We start from the raw sequence: 15880 nt of genomic DNA, 5'->3' as shown, positions 1-15880 counted from the left end.
CCGTGTCTGACCTTAACCTGTGTCAGTAAAAATACGTTTATGTCTATCAATAGTGCGATTTCTTTAGCAGGCTGAAAATCTGCGTCTAATCTTAGAGTCATAGTAAGGCTTATTGGGGCTGAATATGACAGACACCATCACCATCAATTGCGGCGAGCGCCTGAGTATCGACCAGGTTGAAGCGCTGTTTGCCGAAACCGAAAAGTCCGTTATCCAGGGTGGCGAGATCCAAATTGACGCCAGCAAGGTTCAGTTCTGTGATACCGCAGGTCTGCAACTGCTGCTTTCATTGCAGACTACACTGGATAAAACAGGGCACCGTATTCACTGGCAGGGGTATTCTGATGTGTTAGTGGAAACTGCTGGTTATCTGGGCCTTACCCAGGCTTTACACCTTTCAAATACAGAGCACTAACGTTAACGGGAGTTAAAACATGGCGAGCATTTTAGCTGTTGATGATTCTGCATCCATGCGACAGATGGTTTCTTTTACCCTGCGGGGTGCCGGGCATGATGTTGAAGAAGCATGCGACGGCGTAGAAGCCCTCAAGCTGGCAAGCCAGAAAAAATACGATCTGGTCCTTTCTGATGTAAACATGCCAAACATGAATGGCATCGAATTAGTTAAGGAATTACGGACATTGGCCGATTACAAGTTTGTACCTGTACTTATGTTGACTACGGAATCTGCGGGCGACATGAAAATGCAGGGTAAGCAGGCAGGTGCCACCGGCTGGATCGTAAAACCATTCAATCCGGATCAGTTGCTGGGCACGATTAAACGCGTACTGGGGTAAATGTATGAGCATTGATCTTTCACAATTTCATCAGGTTTTCTTTGAAGAAAGTTTCGAAGGGCTGGATGTTATGGAAAGTCAGCTCCTCGACCTGGTGCCGGAGGAAGTTGACGCTGAAACGGTGAACACTATCTTCCGGGCTGCTCACTCCATTAAGGGGGGAGCCGGTACCTTTGGATTTATGCAGGTTTCTAATTTCACCCACGTCGTGGAAACCCTGCTGGATGAAATCCGTTCTGGCACACGCCAGATGGAAACAAAATACGTGGATCTGTTTCTGCAGTCAGTGGATTGCCTGCGTGCAATGCTGACCAGTCTGCAGGCAGGTGATGAACCGGATTCTGAGCGCGCAGCGGGATTAAAAGCGGAATTTGAGGCCATTCTGCACGGCGAAAGTGCTGCAGAAGAGGTGGCTGAAAACGTTACTGAAGACGCAGTCGGCAGCGCAGGCGCCGGCTGGCATGTCACATTTATTCCGGCTGAAGATCTGCTGCAGACAGGTAATGAACCATTCCGTATGTTCCGTGAGCTGCAGGAAATTGTTGGCGCCGGGAACCTGGAAGTGGTGCCGGATCTGTCGCGCCTTCCTGAACTGACCTCTCTCACTCCGGAGCAGTGTTATATCAGCTGGGATCTGTACGTCCGCACGGATGTTGATAAAGCCGCCATTGAAGGGGTTTTTGAATGGGTTGCTGATGATTGTGAAATCGCTATCCATCCTCTTGCCGGAGATACTGCAGCGCCTGCACAAGCTGCCGCTGAATATACCGATGAAGACGCTGCAGCGCAGACCGCTGAAGTAACTCCGTTGCCTGTTCCTGAGAAGGTTGCTGCCGCGGTGAATACTGCGGCTGTCGCCGGTGCTGCTGCCGCTGCGGCAAAAGCGAAAAAAGCACCGCAGAAAAATGCGGAGCCATCATCTATCCGCGTCTCCATCGATAAAGTAGACAGCCTGATCAACATGGTGGGTGAGCTGGTTATCACTCAATCAATGCTTGGTCAGCTGGGTCAGGATTTTGATATGGATCGTCTCGCCCGTCTGCAGGAAGGACTGTCTCAGCTCGAACAGAATACCCGTGAGCTGCAGGAAAGCGTGATGAAAATCCGCATGATGCCAATCAGCTTCGCCTTCAGCCGCTTTCCGCGTCTGGTGCGTGATCTGGGCAGTCAGCTGGGTAAAAAAGTGAATCTGGTCATGCTGGGTGAAAATACCGAACTGGATAAGACCGTTATGGAAAAAATCGGCGATCCATTAGTTCACCTGGTACGTAACTCCATGGACCATGGACTGGAAACAACCGATAAACGTCTGGCGGCCGGTAAGTCTGAAGAAGGCACCATCACCCTGAATGCCTATCATCAGGGGGGCAATATCGTTATTGAAGTAAAAGATGACGGTGCCGGCCTTAACGAAGAGAAAATTCTGGAAAAAGCCCGTAAAAATAAGGTAATCGAAGACAACGTTGAGCTGAGCAAAGAAGAAATTCATCAGCTGATTTTTATGCCGGGATTTTCAACTGCGGATGTCGTCAGTGATATATCAGGTCGTGGCGTTGGTATGGACGTTGTGCGACGTAATATCAATGAACTGAACGGCACCATTGAAGTGGTATCCAATAAAGGGAAAGGTTCCACGTTTACCATTCGTCTGCCGCTGACTCTGGCAATCCTTGACGGGCAGCTGGTTAAAGTCAAAGACGAAACCTACATCTTCCCGCTGGTATCCATTGTTGAATCCATTCAGCTGCAGAAGCTGTCGCTTAATCACATTACCGGCAGCCAGTACGTTATGAAGCTGCGCGATGAATATATTCCTATCGTGCGTCTGGATGAGATGTTCGGCCTGCGCGCCAAAGAAGAAGAATTCGAAAACCCTATGTTGGTGGTGGTTGAAGGTGATACCGAAAAAATTGGCATAGTGGTTGATGATCTGCTGGGACAACAGCAGGTTGTAATTAAGAGTCTGGAACAGAACTACCAGAGAGTGAACGGTATCTCTGGTGCAACCATTCTGGGTGATGGCACGGTGGCGCTGATTATCGATATTTCCAACATCGGCAAAAATCTCGAACCGGTCAAAAAAATCACATCATCCGATAAGGCAGCGTAGGGCATAGCAATGAGTGCAGCAGAACAAGTCAAAGAAACTGTCGGTCTTGATGAGCAGCAATACCTGACCTTTATGATGGCAGATGAAGAATATGGCGTGGATATCCTCGCCGTACAGGAAATCCGTGGCTGGGAAGCGTCCACTATGATTCCTAACGCACCAGAGTACATAAAGGGCGTAATTAATCTGCGCGGCACCATTGTTCCCATTATGGATCTGCGTCTGCGCTTCGGTCTGAAACAGGTGGATTATAGTCCTGTGACCGTGGTGATTATTCTGAAAGTGGACGGCAAATATGGTGAGCGGGTTATGGGGATTGTGGTTGATGCCGTATCTGATGTGTACACCATTTCTGACGGCTCTACCCGTCGTCCGCCAGAACTGACAGAAGATAAGAATTCGGGCTTCATTAAAGGCCTGGTTAATGTGAATGAGAAGATGGTCATTCTTCTTGATGTGAACGAACTGCTCAGCATCCCGGGACAACTGGGAAATGTTGGTCAAATAACAGAATAAAGGCACTGCATACTTGATTCGGCAGCTTGTCTGCAGGATAGGAGAAGGTAATGAGCATTTTTAGCATGTTTTCAGGTTCCGGAGTTAGCCAGCGCGAGAAGGAGCTGGAATCCGTGATGTCCGCACTGGATCTCAGTATGGCGCGGATCGAATTCTCTATGGACGGTACTATTCTGGATGCCAATCAGAACTTCCTGGATGTTATGGGTTACTCCCTTGACGAAGTGAAAGGTAAACACCACCGCATCTTTGTTGACAGTGAGTATCGTGAAAGCGAGGAATACAGCGATTTCTGGCATATCCTCAATCGCGGCAAGTTCCATCAGGCCGAGTACCTGCGGATCGCTAAAGGCGGTAAAGAAGTCTGGATTCAGGCGTCCTACAACCCGGTGTTAGATGAAACCGGTAAGCCTTTTAAAGTGGTTAAGTATGCAACCGATATCACTGAACGTGTGCTGAAAGACAAAGAGAATAAGGTTAACGCTGACGCGGCTGGTGCATTAAAAATCTGCCAGGCTAACGTGATGCTGGCAGATAACAACATGGTGATTCAGTACGTTAATGACAGCCTGGTTGATATGTTGTCTGATCGTGAAGATGATCTGAAAAAGGCATTACCAAAGTTCAGCGTTAAAGATCTGGTGGGTACTAATGTGGATGTTTTTCACAAGGCACCAGAGCATCAGCGTGGCATGATCGCCGGACTGCAAAAGCCATTTAAAACCATGCTCAATGTTGCTGGTCTGAATTTCTCTCTGATCGCTACGCCATGGATCGGTGCGAATGGTAAGCGTGTGGGCACCATTGTTGAATGGATCGACAAAACAGAAGAAATGGCCAACGCTGCCCGCGAACGTGAAATCGCCAATGCCAATGCCCGTGTCAAGCAGGCGCTGGATGTTGTGGCAACCAATGCCATGATCGCTGATAACGATTGTAATATCATTTATATGAACGACGCTGTCACCAAAATGATGGGCGATGCCGAAGCGGATCTGCGTAAGGATATCCCGGGCTTTGATGCATCCTCTCTGATGGGAAAAAATATCGATACCTTCCATAAAAATCCGGCTCATCAGCGTTCGATGCTGAGTGCACTGAGCAAAACCTACAATACCGAAATTGTGGTTGGTGGCCGTACCTTCGCGTTAACCGCTAATCCGATTTATAACGATGATAATGAACGTATCGGTACCATCCTTGAATGGAAAGATCGTACCCAGGAAGTATTTGCAGAAAAAGAAATTGATCAGATTGTGGATGCCGCAGCAGCTGGTGATTTATCCCGCCGCATTGAGACCCGGGGTAAAGATGGTTTCTTCCTGAAACTGGCTGATGGTCTGAACCGCCTGCTGACGATTTCCGACAGTGTTGTCAGCGATACAATTCGCGTATTTGATGCACTCGCCCATGGTAACCTGACCCGCAAAATCGATGATGATTATCAGGGCGCGTTCGACAAACTGAAGCAGGACGCCAACGCTACCGTTGACCGTCTGACCGAAATCATTACCAAGATCCGTGAAGCAGCATCCACTGTGTCCACCGGTGCCAGCGAAATTGCCCAGGGTAACGCAGACTTAAGCAAACGTACGGAATCTCAGGCGTCCAGCCTGGAGGAAACAGCCTCCAGTATGGAAGAGATGACCAGTGCCGTTAAACAGACCAGTGAAAACTCGGTGCACGCTAACGAGCTGGCAGCATCTGCCAAACAGAAAGCAGAAACCGGTGGCCAGGTGGTCAGTAAAGCTGTGGTGGCAATGGATGAAATTAATGACGCCAGTAAGAAAATTGCCGACATCATTGGTGTGATTGATGAAATCGCCTTCCAGACGAACCTGCTGGCACTTAATGCTGCGGTAGAGGCAGCCCGTGCCGGAGAGCAGGGACGCGGATTTGCGGTTGTGGCGGGCGAAGTACGTAACCTGGCGCAACGCTCTGCTGGTGCAGCGCGTGAAATTAAAGACCTGATCCGTGACAGCGTCGATAAAGTGGAAGCCGGTACTTCTCTGGTGAACGAATCCGGTAAAACTCTGGGTGAAATTATCGATTCGGTTGATCGTGTGTCAGTCATGATTAAAGAAATCAGTACTGCTGCCCGTGAACAGTCATCCGGTATCGAACAGGTCAACAGTGCGGTTGCGCAGATGGATGAAATGACTCAGCAGAATGCAGCGCTGGTGGAAGAAGCCTCCGCTGCCGGTGAAGCCATGGCAGAACAGGCGCAGTCAATGATGCAGATGATGGAATTCTTCAGCCTCAGTGAAGGTCATCGCAGTATGAATGTTGGTATGACCGCTGTCAGCGCCGCTCCGGCTGCGCCAGCCAAACCGGCATCGACCGGCACGACAACCGGACAGAAGAATACCGGCTTTTCTGTAAGTTCGGATGATGATGACTGGGCGGAATTCTGATCAGGAGATTAGTCAGATATGGGCGCAGCAGAGGAAGAGGAAAAACGCGAATTCCTGATGACCGATAAGGATTTCGAGCAGATCTCCAGAATGGCTGGTGAGTTAACAGGGATTGTTCTCGCTGATCATAAACGCAGCATGGTGTATTCACGGATTGCGCGCCGGGTGAGAACTCTTCACTTGGCGTCTTTCCGCGAGTACCTGGACTATCTCGAAAATAATCTGGATAAGGAATCAACGGATTTTATTAATTCGCTGACAACCAACCTGACTTCGTTTTTTCGCGAATCACATCACTTTCGCTTCCTGCGTGATGAGCTTCTGCCAGCTCTGCGTTTCGCCCGCAAGGACAGTAAGCGTCTGCGTATCTGGTCTGCAGGCTCTTCAACCGGAATGGAAGCATACTCGATCGCCATTACCATTAAACAGGCGGGCTTTCCTTCTGATTGGGATATCAAGATTCTGGCCACGGACCTGGATTCAAACGTACTTGAGACAGGGCGTAATGGTGTCTATTCCATGTCGGGAGCCGACGGCCTGAGCGAAGACATCCTGAAGAAATATTTCCGCGTCAATAAAGACGGACGGTCCATTCAGGTTAAGGACGAGTTGCGCGACATGGTGCACTTCAAGCGCCTGAATTTGCTGGAAAACTGGCCGATGAAAGGGCCGTTCGACATCGTTTTTTGTCGGAATGTCGTCATTTATTTTAATAAAGATACCCAGAAAGTTCTGTTTAAACGTATTGCCGATATGATGCCGGACGGTGCTCATCTGATGATCGGGCACTCAGAAAACCTGTCAGGTATCAGTGATCGCTTTGATTCTCTGGGGCAAACAATTTACCGGAAGGCACGATGAGTATTCATGATGCACCGCGGCCGGTTCAACCGCCGGCCAGCTCTGGTTTTGAACATGTAAATCGTTACTGGGACAACATCCATAAAGTCTGGGCGGCCAAGATTCTGCCGGGGGAATTTTATGTGTCCACCCACGGTGAAATGATTGTTACCGTTCTGGGGTCCTGTATTTCTGCCTGTATCCGTGATCGTGTTCGCGGTATCGGTGGTATGAATCATTTTATGTTACCGGAGCAGGGTGAGCATTCATCCGATGTCTGGGGCAGTAATCCTTCTACGCATGCGTCCCGTTACGGTAACTGGGCCATGGAGTATCTGATCAACGAAATTCTTAAGCGCGGTGGGCGTCGGGAGAATCTGGAAGTGAAGCTGTTCGGTGGCGGTCAGATGATCGCATCGATGACCGATATTGGTCAGAGAAATATTCTGTTCGCCTACAATTATCTGCAGAACGAAGGCCTGAGCGTAATGGCATCCGACCTTGGTGATGAATTCGCGCGTAAAGTGCTTTATTTCCCCGATACCGGATCGGTCAAAGTCAGAAGGATCAAACAACTGCAGAACGATACAATTATTAAACGTGAAGTCGCGTACCAGAAAGAAATGGCCAAGCCTTCGGTTTCTGACGCTGGCAGCATTGACTTGTTCTAGGTACCGGAGGTTCGTATGGATACCAGAATTCGTCTTCTGATTGTCGACGATTCGATCCTCATGCGCAAAATGCTCAGTGAGGTCTTTGAGAATTCCCCGGATATCGAGGTGGTCGGGATGGCCGCCGACCCTTTTATTGCCAGGGAAAAAATTAAACAGCTGAATCCTGACGTGCTGACGCTGGATGTTGAAATGCCCAAAATGAATGGGCTGCAGTTTCTCAATAACCTGATGCGTCTCCGGCCTATGCCGGTAGTCATGGTTTCGACCCTGACGGAGGCCGGGGCGCCAGCAACGCTGGATGCTCTGGAAATGGGGGCGATTGATTATATTGCCAAGCCCACGGCACAGGATGAAGCCAGTTATCATAAGTTTGCCGGCCGACTGATAGAGAAGGTGCGTATGGCGGCAAACGCCCGGGTTCAGCCAATAGCAGGTAAGAAGAACCTGCGGGTTAACCCGGCACCACAGCCTGACGCTAAATACAGCAAAATGATCGCAGTAGGGTCTTCTACCGGCGGCACGGAAGCGATCCGCGAGTTACTCAGTACGGTGCCATCCACCTGTCCGCCGATCGTAATCACTCAGCACATCCCGCCGGTATTCAGTGCTTCTCTGGCTACCCGTCTTGACCGAAGTCTGGCGATGGATGTGCGCGAAGCCTGTGATGGTCTGGAAGTGAAGCCAGGCCGGGTGATTATCGCCCACGGAGATTTTCATCTGACCTTCCGTAAAGAAGGGCAGAGCCTGTATTGCGTGCTGTCGGATGCAGAGAAGGTCAATCGCCACCGTCCGTCTGTTGAAGTGATGTTTGACTCACTGGCAAAGTACGTGGATTGCAAAAAGCTGGTAACTGTCATGCTAACGGGTATGGGCGCTGATGGCGCTATGGCGATGAAACGCCGTCACGATGAAGGTGCGGTTACTCTGGTACAGGATGAAGCCAGCAGCGTGGTCTGGGGGATGCCTAAGGCGGTTGTTGACCTGGAAGCGGCTGATCAGATTCTGCCTCTCAGTAAAATTGCGGCAGCTATGCTCAAAGAAGCAATATAAAGGTGCGTTGGCCATGACTTTCCTGTGCTTTGTGCTAAAACTATAAAAGTGAGATGAGGCGGGCATGCTGACAGGCTGCTTAGCTTACTGAAATTTATGGAGAATATTCGATGGGTGTACAGGCATCACTCGCAGGCGACGGACGGGAACTGACCATTAAGGTGGATGGGCGCTTTGATTTCAGCGCACATCAGGATTTCCGTGACGCTTACGAGAACACGGCAGCGGATGTAAAGAGTTTTGTCGTTGATCTCGGCAAAACATCTTATCTCGACAGCTCTGCATTGGGCATGTTGTTGTTGTTGCGTGATTTTGCCGGGGGCGATAACGCCAACGTGCAGATCGTTAACTGCAATCAGGATGTGCGTAAGATTCTGACGATTTCGAACTTCGAACAGCTGTTTCAGATTCATTAAGTCCAGAGCAGTATGGATAGCATCAAAGTACTGATTGCGGATGATAATCAGATCGACAGGATGGTTTTGTCGCGGATTGTCCGCAATCAGGGATATCAGGTGTTTGAAGCGGAAAATGGTGCCCTTGCCATAGAAGCGTTTGAGCAGCATCAGCCCGATATCGTACTTCTGGACGTTATGATGCCGGTCATGGGAGGACGCGAAGCTGCGCGTCAGATTAAAACCCTGGCCGGCGAAGATTTTGTTCCTGTCATTTTTCTTACCTCGCTGACGGATGCTCAGAGTCTTGCCGACTGTCTGGAATCCGGCGGTGACGACTTTCTGTCCAAACCCTACAACCACATCATTCTGCAGGCGAAGATCAATTCCTTCTATCGCATGCGGGACATGAACCGCACGCTGCAGAAGCAGCGCGATACCATTGCCCAGAACAATGAACATCTGATGCATGAGCAGCATGTCGCCAAAGCGGTGTTTGATAATGTTGCTCACGCCGGCTGTCTGTCGTCGCCGAATATCCGTTACATGTTGTCGCCACTGGCGGTATTTAACGGCGACGTGCTGCTGGCCGCTCATAAACCGGCGGGTGGGATGCACGTGCTGTTGGGTGATTTTACAGGCCACGGCTTACCGGCAGCTATCGGTGCCATGCCGCTGGCCGAAATATTTTACGGTATGACGGCGAAAGGCTTTGGTATACCGGATATTCTGCGCGAAATGAACCTTAAGCTTAAGGGGATTTTGCCGGTCGGTTTTTTCTGCTGTGCAGCTGTTGTGGATCTTGATATTGACCGTAAATCCATGGGGATCTGGATGGGCGGGCTGCCCGACTGCTTCCTGCTGCGGGGCGATACTCTGGCAGTTGAGACGCTGTCGTCGAGCAATCTGCCATTAGGTGTTCTGAGCAATGAAAAGTTTTCCGATAATCTGCAGGAAATCCAGGTAAACCCGGGCGATCGTCTGTTTCTCTGGTCGGATGGTATTCAGGAAGCGCGTAATCCGGATGGCGAGATGTTCGGCGAAGAACGCTTGCGCAATGTATTCACCCAGTCAGAGCGGCCGGAAGACGTGTTTGATGGTATTCAGAGTACGCTGTCGGATTTTCTGCAAGGCAATGATCAGGATGATGATACGACCCTGCTGGAATTAACCATGGTTGAGCAGGAAGACTATCGTGACGTGATAATGGAAGTGTCCGCCGGTCCGGTATCCGGCCCGGTAGACTGGGTAATGACTTATGAACTGGGGCCGGACAGTCTGAAAAACTTTAACCCCATGCCATTGATGATGCACATCATGATGGAAGTGCCGGGACTGCGGCAGATGGGCGGGCAGCTGTACACCGTATTCGCCGAATTATTTTCCAATGCCTTTGAACATGGCGTGCTGGAACTGAACTCCGCTCTGAAGCGATCAGCCAATGGCTTTCTGGAATATTACCAGCAGCGTGAACAAAGGCTGAAAGAACTGAAAGGCGGTTATGTGCGTATTCATATGCAGCACAACGGAGATGGCCACAGTGGTGAGCTGACACTGCGCATAGAAGACAGTGGCAGCGGCTTTGATCATGCTGCCATCGGCTTTAACCGCGATAACAGTACGGGGAATAATAACTACTCAGGGCGCGGCATCCCGCTGATTAACAGCATCTGTAGCTCCCTGCGCTATCTGGGCGTAGGCAATCAGGTTGAAGCGGTGATACGATGGCCGCAGACACAGGATGGAGGAAGTTGACTGTGCCGGATCTGGTTGATCATTTCGATACCGAAGCGCTGGATATGCTGCGTGAAGTGATGGAAGAAGAGTTTGGTGAATTGATTCAGGTCTATATGCAGGACTCTGAAGCACGTCTGCCAGCCATTCATCAGGCAAGCGATGACGGAAATGCCGAATCACTGCGCGAACTGGCCCATAGCTTTAAGGGTGCCAGCAGTAATATCGGAGCCGCAGCACTTGCCAAACTATGTTATGAACTGGAAAACGCCGGGCGTGAAAACCGCCTGGAAAATACTGCCTCGTTAATTGCTGCCATTGAGCAGGAGTATGATGCAGTCAAGGCTCTGATGCAGCAAATGCTGTGAGCGGGGCGCAGTCTTTTTATTCGTTCTGAATACAATCTGGCCCGGTGTTTGCGTTATACCCATTAAGGTGCCTCTGATGGCACGGGATTCAATCCTTAACGGAGCGACGCATGAACGCAATGGGATCAAACTCCTCCATTCTTAATCTGTTTATGTCATTGGGTCAGAACCTCGATGCACCGGCATCAGAGCTGACTTCCGGGGATTCCGGCAACGGTTCGTTTGCGACGTTGCTGGCGGATCTGGGCCTCAGTGAAGACGATCTGGCAGGTTTATTAGCGGATGGCGATCTGGCTTCTGCAGGTTTATCTGAGTTACAGAATTTGCCGCCGGACGACCAGCACTTGCCGCCGTCACTGCCGCTTGCCGGCGCTGCAGTCAATCTCACGGATCCTGCTGTCGCTGACGATCAGTTGCGTTCTGTACTTGAGCAGATCGCGCAAGGCAAAAAGCCGATACCGGTCAGCAGCCTCTCACCCGCTGAGACTGATACAGATGACTTAGCGCAGGGCGGGCTGATGACGGATATTGAAGCGTTGCAGATTACTACGCCCACAGATGAATCCGATACCGATGCCTCTGGTGCTGTGTTAGCAGCGGCGGTCGTAGCCGCCCCGGCGGCAGCAACGCCGGCGCGCAGTGCTGATGCAAATAAATCCGCAGGCATGGATAAGAGCAGATCAGCGGCTGATTCATCGGCAAATATGATGGCGGCAGACAGCGCTGATACAGAAACCGATCAGGATAGCGGCCTGGATCCTGACGCTGAGATTTTTACCCCGGTGACAGAAAAGTCCAGCCGCGAAACGGCCCAGCTGAATCCGCTTAACGTCACACAGACATCCGCGCCCAATGCGCAGCCTGTGAATAACACGACAGCAGTCACTGCTGATCCGGCGCAAACGGCGGCTCTGGCGGCAGCCAGCAGTCCGGCAGATACCAGTGAGAGTGAGGCAGCTGAACTGTTTACCACCTCCGATCAGGAGGTAAACAATGATCAGTTGCTGAAAACAGAACGTACGCTGGCGCGTGAGCGCATGGAATTCGGCAGTGACGGTAATAAGTGGGGTGCGGCTCTGGGCAGTCGTATCGTCACTATGGTGGCTGAAGGAATTCAGGAAGCGCGTATTCAGCTGGATCCGCCGGAGCTTGGCAGCATGGAGCTGAAGCTGCAGGTTCATCAGGATCAGACCAGCGTGCAGGTTCAGGTACAGAATAATCAGGTTCGGGATGTACTTGAAGCCAATGCGCAGCGGCTACGTGATGCCCTGGCGCAGCAGGGGATGACCCTCAGCGGATTTGATGTATCCACACAGTCCGGCTCTTCGCAACAGCAGTCCGGGCAGCCTGGCAGTGATGGTAATGATCAATATGGCAGTGACGGTGTCCTGACAACCGATGATGAATCATCATTGCAGGAGCCGCGCGGCGTTGTTTCGGCGGTTAATTCGCTGCTGGATACCTTCGCCTGATCGTTGGCGAGGTCTGCCGCAGGCGCCGGGTACAGATGCTCTTTACCCGGCCCTGTTCTCCTTCTTCTGGTTCTCTTCAATTTCTTTTCTGCGCCAATTGCTTCGGCATGCCATTTTCTTTGTAGCGCCTGTTTCTTGTCGCGTCAGGAACCCAGCTTTTTGAGCGAATCTTAACCCTCTATGCCGTATTCCCGGCGCCCTGCTGAGAACCTTCTAAACTGTAACTGGGACGTTTCCATCGTGTTGTCCGGGTTCTTTCATAACCGCGAAAGCCCGCCAGCCTTGATGGTGCGCCAGATCGCCGATAATGCTGTGTTGTTTTTTGTTCTGTTGGATTTTTGACGGAAATCGGTGGCACGGCTATTGCTAAATTGACAGTAAGCAGGAGAAGTCTGATATGGCTGCAGAACAGGATCTGAAATTAGATGGTGGCGCGGAAGGGGAAGAAGGCTCTTCCGGTGGTGGTAAAAAGAAACTGATTATTATCATCATTGCTGTCTTGTTACTGCTGGGTGGTGGTGCCGGAGCGGCGTATTTCTTTCTCTTTATGGGAGACGATGAAGCTGCCGCAGAAGAAGGTGCTGAAGCCGTAGAAGAAGTTGTGGAAGAACCGGAGATACCGGCTCAGTACATCATTCTGAAACCGGAATTTGTTGTCAGCTTTCAGGTTGGAACACGGCAGAGATTTTTACAGGCCAATATTGAAGTGATGACCAGAAAACAAACCATCGCGGATGCACTGACACTGCATGAGCCGATGATTCGCAGCAACATCATCCGCATTCTGGGTGAGCAGGATTTTAATGCGTTACGTACGCCGGAAGGCCGTATCGCACTTCAGGATGAACTGACAGCCGCGTTGGCTCAGATCATCAAACGTGAAACCGGTCAGAGTGATGGTGTTGAAGCCGTGCTCTTTACCGACTTTGTGATGCAGTGAGGAAGGCCAGTCGTGCAGGATTTACTGTCGCAGGATGAAATTGATGCGCTGTTACACGGCGTTGATGACGGCGATATTGAGCCGGAAGAAAATATTGATGCGACTGGTGTTAAGTCCTACGACCTGACCAGCAACGACCGCATTGTGCGCGGTCGTATGCCAACGCTGGAAATGATCAACGAACGTTTCGCCCGTTACACCCGCATCAGCATGTTTAACTTTTTACGGCGCAGTGCTGATGTAGCGTCTGGCGGTGTACAGATTATGAAATTTGGTGAGTACGTACACACCCTGTACGTACCGACCAGTCTTAATCTGGTAAAAATGCGCCCGTTGCGCGGGACGGCACTGTTTATCCTGGATGCCAAGCTGGTATTCAAGCTGGTGGATAACTTTTTTGGTGGTGATGGCCGCCACGCAAAAATTGAAGGACGGGAATTTACGCCAACCGAAGTCCGTGTTGTGCAGCTGGTATTAAGCCAGGTATTCAGTGACATGATTGAGGCCTGGGCGCCAGTGGTCAAACTCGATTTCGAATACGTTGGTTCTGAAGTAAACCCGGCGATGGCCAATATCGTTTCGCCCAGTGAAGTGGTGGTGGTCAGTACATTTCACATCGAACTGGATGGCGGTGGCGGTGATCTGCATCTGACCTTCCCTTATTCCATGATCGAACCGATCCGCGAAGTGCTGGATGCGGGTGTGCAGAGTGACGTAGATGACGTTGATGAGCGCTGGCTGCAGTCCCTGCGTGAAGATATTCTCGAAGCCAGGGTGCCTGTTCACGGTACTCTGGTTGAGCGGCAGATCACACTGCGTGAAGTCGCTGAACTGAAAGCCGGGGATATTATTCCGGTTGATATGCCGGAAGAATTTATTCTGCAGGCGAATGGTGTACCGGTTTTCCGCGGAAAAATGGGTATTTCCAACGAAAATATGGCGGTCAAAATTATTGACCAGATACACAAACGGCGACGTTAACAGGAAAGGAGCAGATTATGAGTGATGAAGATGATCTGAAACCGGAAAATGAAGATTCCGCAGAAAACACCGATATCGATGCGGATGCACTGGCCGATTCTGTGGCTTCTGAAATGAGCGAAGCCGGTGATGACGAAGCCGCGCTTGCTGATGAATGGGCAGCGGCGATGGAAGAGTCCGGCGACTCTGAAGAGGACGATGATGTAAAGCAGGTTGCACTGGATGAAGTAACCGACGAGGGTACTGCACCGGTGAATAACGGTGACGGTCCGGAGCTGGATGTTATTCTGGATATTCCGGTACGCATCTCGATGGAAGTGGGTTCCACACAGATTCCGATCCGCAATCTGCTGCAGCTGAATCAGGGATCGGTTGTTGAACTGGACCGGCTCGCCGGTGAGCCGTTGGATGTCATGGTGAACGGTACATTAATTGCCCATGGCGAAGTGGTGATGGTAAACGACAAATTTGGTATCCGTTTAACCGATGTGGTGAGCCAGAGTGAACGTATTCAGCGCCTGCGCTGATCGCCTGTGGGCGGCAGCCATATTGTTAATGCTTCCGGCCTGGTCTATGGCCGCAGAAATGGCGGAAGAAAAGACGTTGCCGCCGGCGCCGGATCCGATGGCATCAGCGGGCAAGGTGCTGATTTTTCTGATACTGATTATTGCACTGATCTTTGTGCTTGCCTGGCTTGCCAGTCGTCTTCGCGGTCAGGGTTTCGTGCAGTCATCCGGCAATCTTAAAATTGTTGAATCCCAGAGTATTGGGGTAAAAGAAAAAATTGCGGTTGTTCAGGTGGGTAATAAGCAGATTCTGGTGGGCATTACCTCCCAGCAGATCACTCATCTGACAGACCTGGAAGAACCCCTCGCGGTTCAGGTTCCGCAGGGGAATGTGAATTTTTCGGATCTTCTGAAAAAAGCGATCAGACAATGAATATTGTACGTTTAATAACAGTGGTTTTACTGCCGCTGCTGCCTTTGCTCGCCCAGGCGGCGGATAACGATCCTTCGTATCTGGGGATTCCGGCAGTGACCTATAAGGAAACGGATAACGGCGGAGAGTATTCCATCAGTATCCAGATCCTGGCCATTATGACCCTGCTGGGGGTTCTGCCTTCATTATTAATCATGATGACCTCCTTCACCCGTATTATCGTCGTTATGGCGATTCTGCGTCAGGCCATTGGATTACAGCAAACACCATCCAATCAGATTTTGCTGGGCTTATCTCTGTTTTTGACCCTGTTTATTATGATGCCGGTATTCCGCGTTATTAACGCCGATGCTGTGCAACCTTATCTGGCGGAAACGATCACGCCAATGGAAGCCGCAGAACGGGCAGTGAAACCATTGCACGAATTCATGCTGGCACAAACGCGCGAAAACGACCTGCAGTTGTTTATGCGCATCAGTGGCCGTGAAGACATTGCTTCACCGGAAGAAACTCCCATTCATATTCTGATACCAGCGTTTATCACCAGTGAGCTGAAAACCGCGTTTCAGATAGGCTTTCTGATATTTATCCCCTTTCTGATCATTGATTTGGTGGTGGCAAGTATTCTGATGGCCATGGGTATGATGATG

The 15880-nt window shown here is 50.6% G+C and carries 17 protein-coding genes; all 17 read left to right on the top strand.

The window, feature by feature from the left end; genetic code table 11:
* Positions 1–124: 124 nt before the first annotated feature.
* Positions 125–415: an STAS domain-containing protein gene (locus B2Z72_RS16720; protein ID WP_296980955.1), complete on the top strand. Its 291-nt coding sequence runs from the start codon at positions 125–127 to the stop codon at positions 413–415.
* A 19-nt stretch (positions 416–434) separates the two neighbouring features.
* Positions 435–797, top strand: a complete 363-nt coding sequence (locus B2Z72_RS16715; RefSeq protein ID WP_296980954.1) for a response regulator — start codon at positions 435–437, stop codon at positions 795–797.
* 4 nt (positions 798–801) lie between these two features.
* Positions 802–2907: a chemotaxis protein CheA gene (locus tag B2Z72_RS16710; RefSeq protein WP_296980952.1), complete on the top strand. Its 2106-nt coding sequence runs from the start codon at positions 802–804 to the stop codon at positions 2905–2907.
* Between the two features lie 9 nt (positions 2908–2916).
* A complete protein-coding gene (locus tag B2Z72_RS16705; RefSeq protein WP_296980950.1) occupies positions 2917–3423 on the top strand; it encodes a chemotaxis protein CheW in 507 nt (168 codons plus the stop codon).
* 50 nt (positions 3424–3473) lie between these two features.
* The gene (locus tag B2Z72_RS16700) at positions 3474–5837 is read left to right on the top strand and encodes a methyl-accepting chemotaxis protein (RefSeq protein ID WP_297005346.1); all 2364 of its coding nucleotides are present in this window, start codon (positions 3474–3476) and stop codon (positions 5835–5837) included.
* 18 nt (positions 5838–5855) lie between these two features.
* The gene (locus B2Z72_RS16695) at positions 5856–6698 is read left to right on the top strand and encodes a CheR family methyltransferase (RefSeq protein WP_296980947.1); all 843 of its coding nucleotides are present in this window, start codon (positions 5856–5858) and stop codon (positions 6696–6698) included.
* On the top strand, positions 6695–7348 hold the full coding sequence (gene cheD, locus B2Z72_RS16690; RefSeq protein ID WP_296980946.1) for a chemoreceptor glutamine deamidase CheD: 654 nt from the start codon (positions 6695–6697) through the stop codon (positions 7346–7348). Before B2Z72_RS16695 ends, cheD begins: the two co-directional genes overlap by 4 nt.
* A gap of 15 nt (positions 7349–7363) precedes the next feature.
* Complete coding sequence (locus B2Z72_RS16685) at positions 7364–8401, top strand: protein-glutamate methylesterase/protein-glutamine glutaminase (RefSeq protein WP_296980944.1); 1038 nt, start codon at positions 7364–7366, stop codon at positions 8399–8401.
* A 110-nt stretch (positions 8402–8511) separates the two neighbouring features.
* The gene (locus B2Z72_RS16680) at positions 8512–8817 is read left to right on the top strand and encodes an STAS domain-containing protein (RefSeq protein WP_296980942.1); all 306 of its coding nucleotides are present in this window, start codon (positions 8512–8514) and stop codon (positions 8815–8817) included.
* Between the two features lie 12 nt (positions 8818–8829).
* Positions 8830–10551 (top strand): ATP-binding SpoIIE family protein phosphatase, encoded by a 1722-nt coding sequence (locus tag B2Z72_RS16675; RefSeq protein ID WP_296980940.1) that lies wholly within the window; start codon positions 8830–8832, stop codon positions 10549–10551.
* A gap of 2 nt (positions 10552–10553) precedes the next feature.
* Positions 10554–10898, top strand: a complete 345-nt coding sequence (locus B2Z72_RS16670; RefSeq protein ID WP_296980939.1) for an Hpt domain-containing protein — start codon at positions 10554–10556, stop codon at positions 10896–10898.
* 110 nt (positions 10899–11008) lie between these two features.
* The gene (locus B2Z72_RS16665) at positions 11009–12370 is read left to right on the top strand and encodes a flagellar hook-length control protein FliK (protein ID WP_296980937.1); all 1362 of its coding nucleotides are present in this window, start codon (positions 11009–11011) and stop codon (positions 12368–12370) included.
* Positions 12371–12767: 397 nt separating this feature from the next.
* A complete protein-coding gene (locus tag B2Z72_RS16660; RefSeq protein ID WP_296980935.1) occupies positions 12768–13310 on the top strand; it encodes a flagellar basal body-associated FliL family protein in 543 nt (180 codons plus the stop codon).
* Positions 13311–13322: 12 nt separating this feature from the next.
* Positions 13323–14291: a flagellar motor switch protein FliM gene (gene fliM, locus B2Z72_RS16655; protein ID WP_297005344.1), complete on the top strand. Its 969-nt coding sequence runs from the start codon at positions 13323–13325 to the stop codon at positions 14289–14291.
* A gap of 17 nt (positions 14292–14308) precedes the next feature.
* The gene (gene fliN, locus B2Z72_RS16650) at positions 14309–14818 is read left to right on the top strand and encodes a flagellar motor switch protein FliN (RefSeq protein WP_296984286.1); all 510 of its coding nucleotides are present in this window, start codon (positions 14309–14311) and stop codon (positions 14816–14818) included.
* A gap of 46 nt (positions 14819–14864) precedes the next feature.
* Positions 14865–15230 (top strand): flagellar biosynthetic protein FliO, encoded by a 366-nt coding sequence (gene fliO / locus B2Z72_RS16645; protein ID WP_296984285.1) that lies wholly within the window; start codon positions 14865–14867, stop codon positions 15228–15230.
* On the top strand, positions 15227–15880 hold a 654-nt coding region (gene fliP, locus B2Z72_RS16640), incomplete at its 3' end, for a flagellar type III secretion system pore protein FliP (protein ID WP_297005342.1). The genes fliO and fliP, both read left to right, overlap by 4 nt.

The sequence above is a fragment of the Thalassolituus sp. UBA6592 genome (assembly GCF_002433655.1).
GTDB lineage: Bacteria > Pseudomonadota > Gammaproteobacteria > Pseudomonadales > Oceanobacteraceae > Venatoribacter.
The sequence above is the reverse complement of the archived record's forward strand: the minus strand, read 5'-3'. Positions and strand labels throughout refer to the sequence as shown.

Excerpts from the sequence above, each read along its gene's own strand:
- B2Z72_RS16720 (WP_296980955.1), top strand. The coding sequence starts at position 125 with ATGACAGACACCATCACCATCAATTGCGGCGAGCGCCTGAGTATCGAC.
- B2Z72_RS16715 (WP_296980954.1), top strand. The coding sequence starts at position 435 with ATGGCGAGCATTTTAGCTGTTGATGATTCTGCATCCATGCGACAGATG.
- B2Z72_RS16710 (WP_296980952.1), top strand. The coding sequence starts at position 802 with ATGAGCATTGATCTTTCACAATTTCATCAGGTTTTCTTTGAAGAAAGT.
- B2Z72_RS16705 (WP_296980950.1), top strand. The coding sequence starts at position 2,917 with ATGAGTGCAGCAGAACAAGTCAAAGAAACTGTCGGTCTTGATGAGCAG.
- B2Z72_RS16700 (WP_297005346.1), top strand. The coding sequence starts at position 3,474 with ATGAGCATTTTTAGCATGTTTTCAGGTTCCGGAGTTAGCCAGCGCGAG.
- B2Z72_RS16695 (WP_296980947.1), top strand. The coding sequence starts at position 5,856 with ATGGGCGCAGCAGAGGAAGAGGAAAAACGCGAATTCCTGATGACCGAT.
- cheD (WP_296980946.1), top strand. The coding sequence starts at position 6,695 with ATGAGTATTCATGATGCACCGCGGCCGGTTCAACCGCCGGCCAGCTCT.
- B2Z72_RS16685 (WP_296980944.1), top strand. The coding sequence starts at position 7,364 with ATGGATACCAGAATTCGTCTTCTGATTGTCGACGATTCGATCCTCATG.
- B2Z72_RS16680 (WP_296980942.1), top strand. The coding sequence starts at position 8,512 with ATGGGTGTACAGGCATCACTCGCAGGCGACGGACGGGAACTGACCATT.
- B2Z72_RS16675 (WP_296980940.1), top strand. The coding sequence starts at position 8,830 with ATGGATAGCATCAAAGTACTGATTGCGGATGATAATCAGATCGACAGG.
- B2Z72_RS16665 (WP_296980937.1), top strand. The coding sequence starts at position 11,009 with ATGAACGCAATGGGATCAAACTCCTCCATTCTTAATCTGTTTATGTCA.
- B2Z72_RS16660 (WP_296980935.1), top strand. The coding sequence starts at position 12,768 with ATGGCTGCAGAACAGGATCTGAAATTAGATGGTGGCGCGGAAGGGGAA.
- fliN (WP_296984286.1), top strand. The coding sequence starts at position 14,309 with ATGAGTGATGAAGATGATCTGAAACCGGAAAATGAAGATTCCGCAGAA.
- fliO (WP_296984285.1), top strand. The coding sequence starts at position 14,865 with ATGGCCGCAGAAATGGCGGAAGAAAAGACGTTGCCGCCGGCGCCGGAT.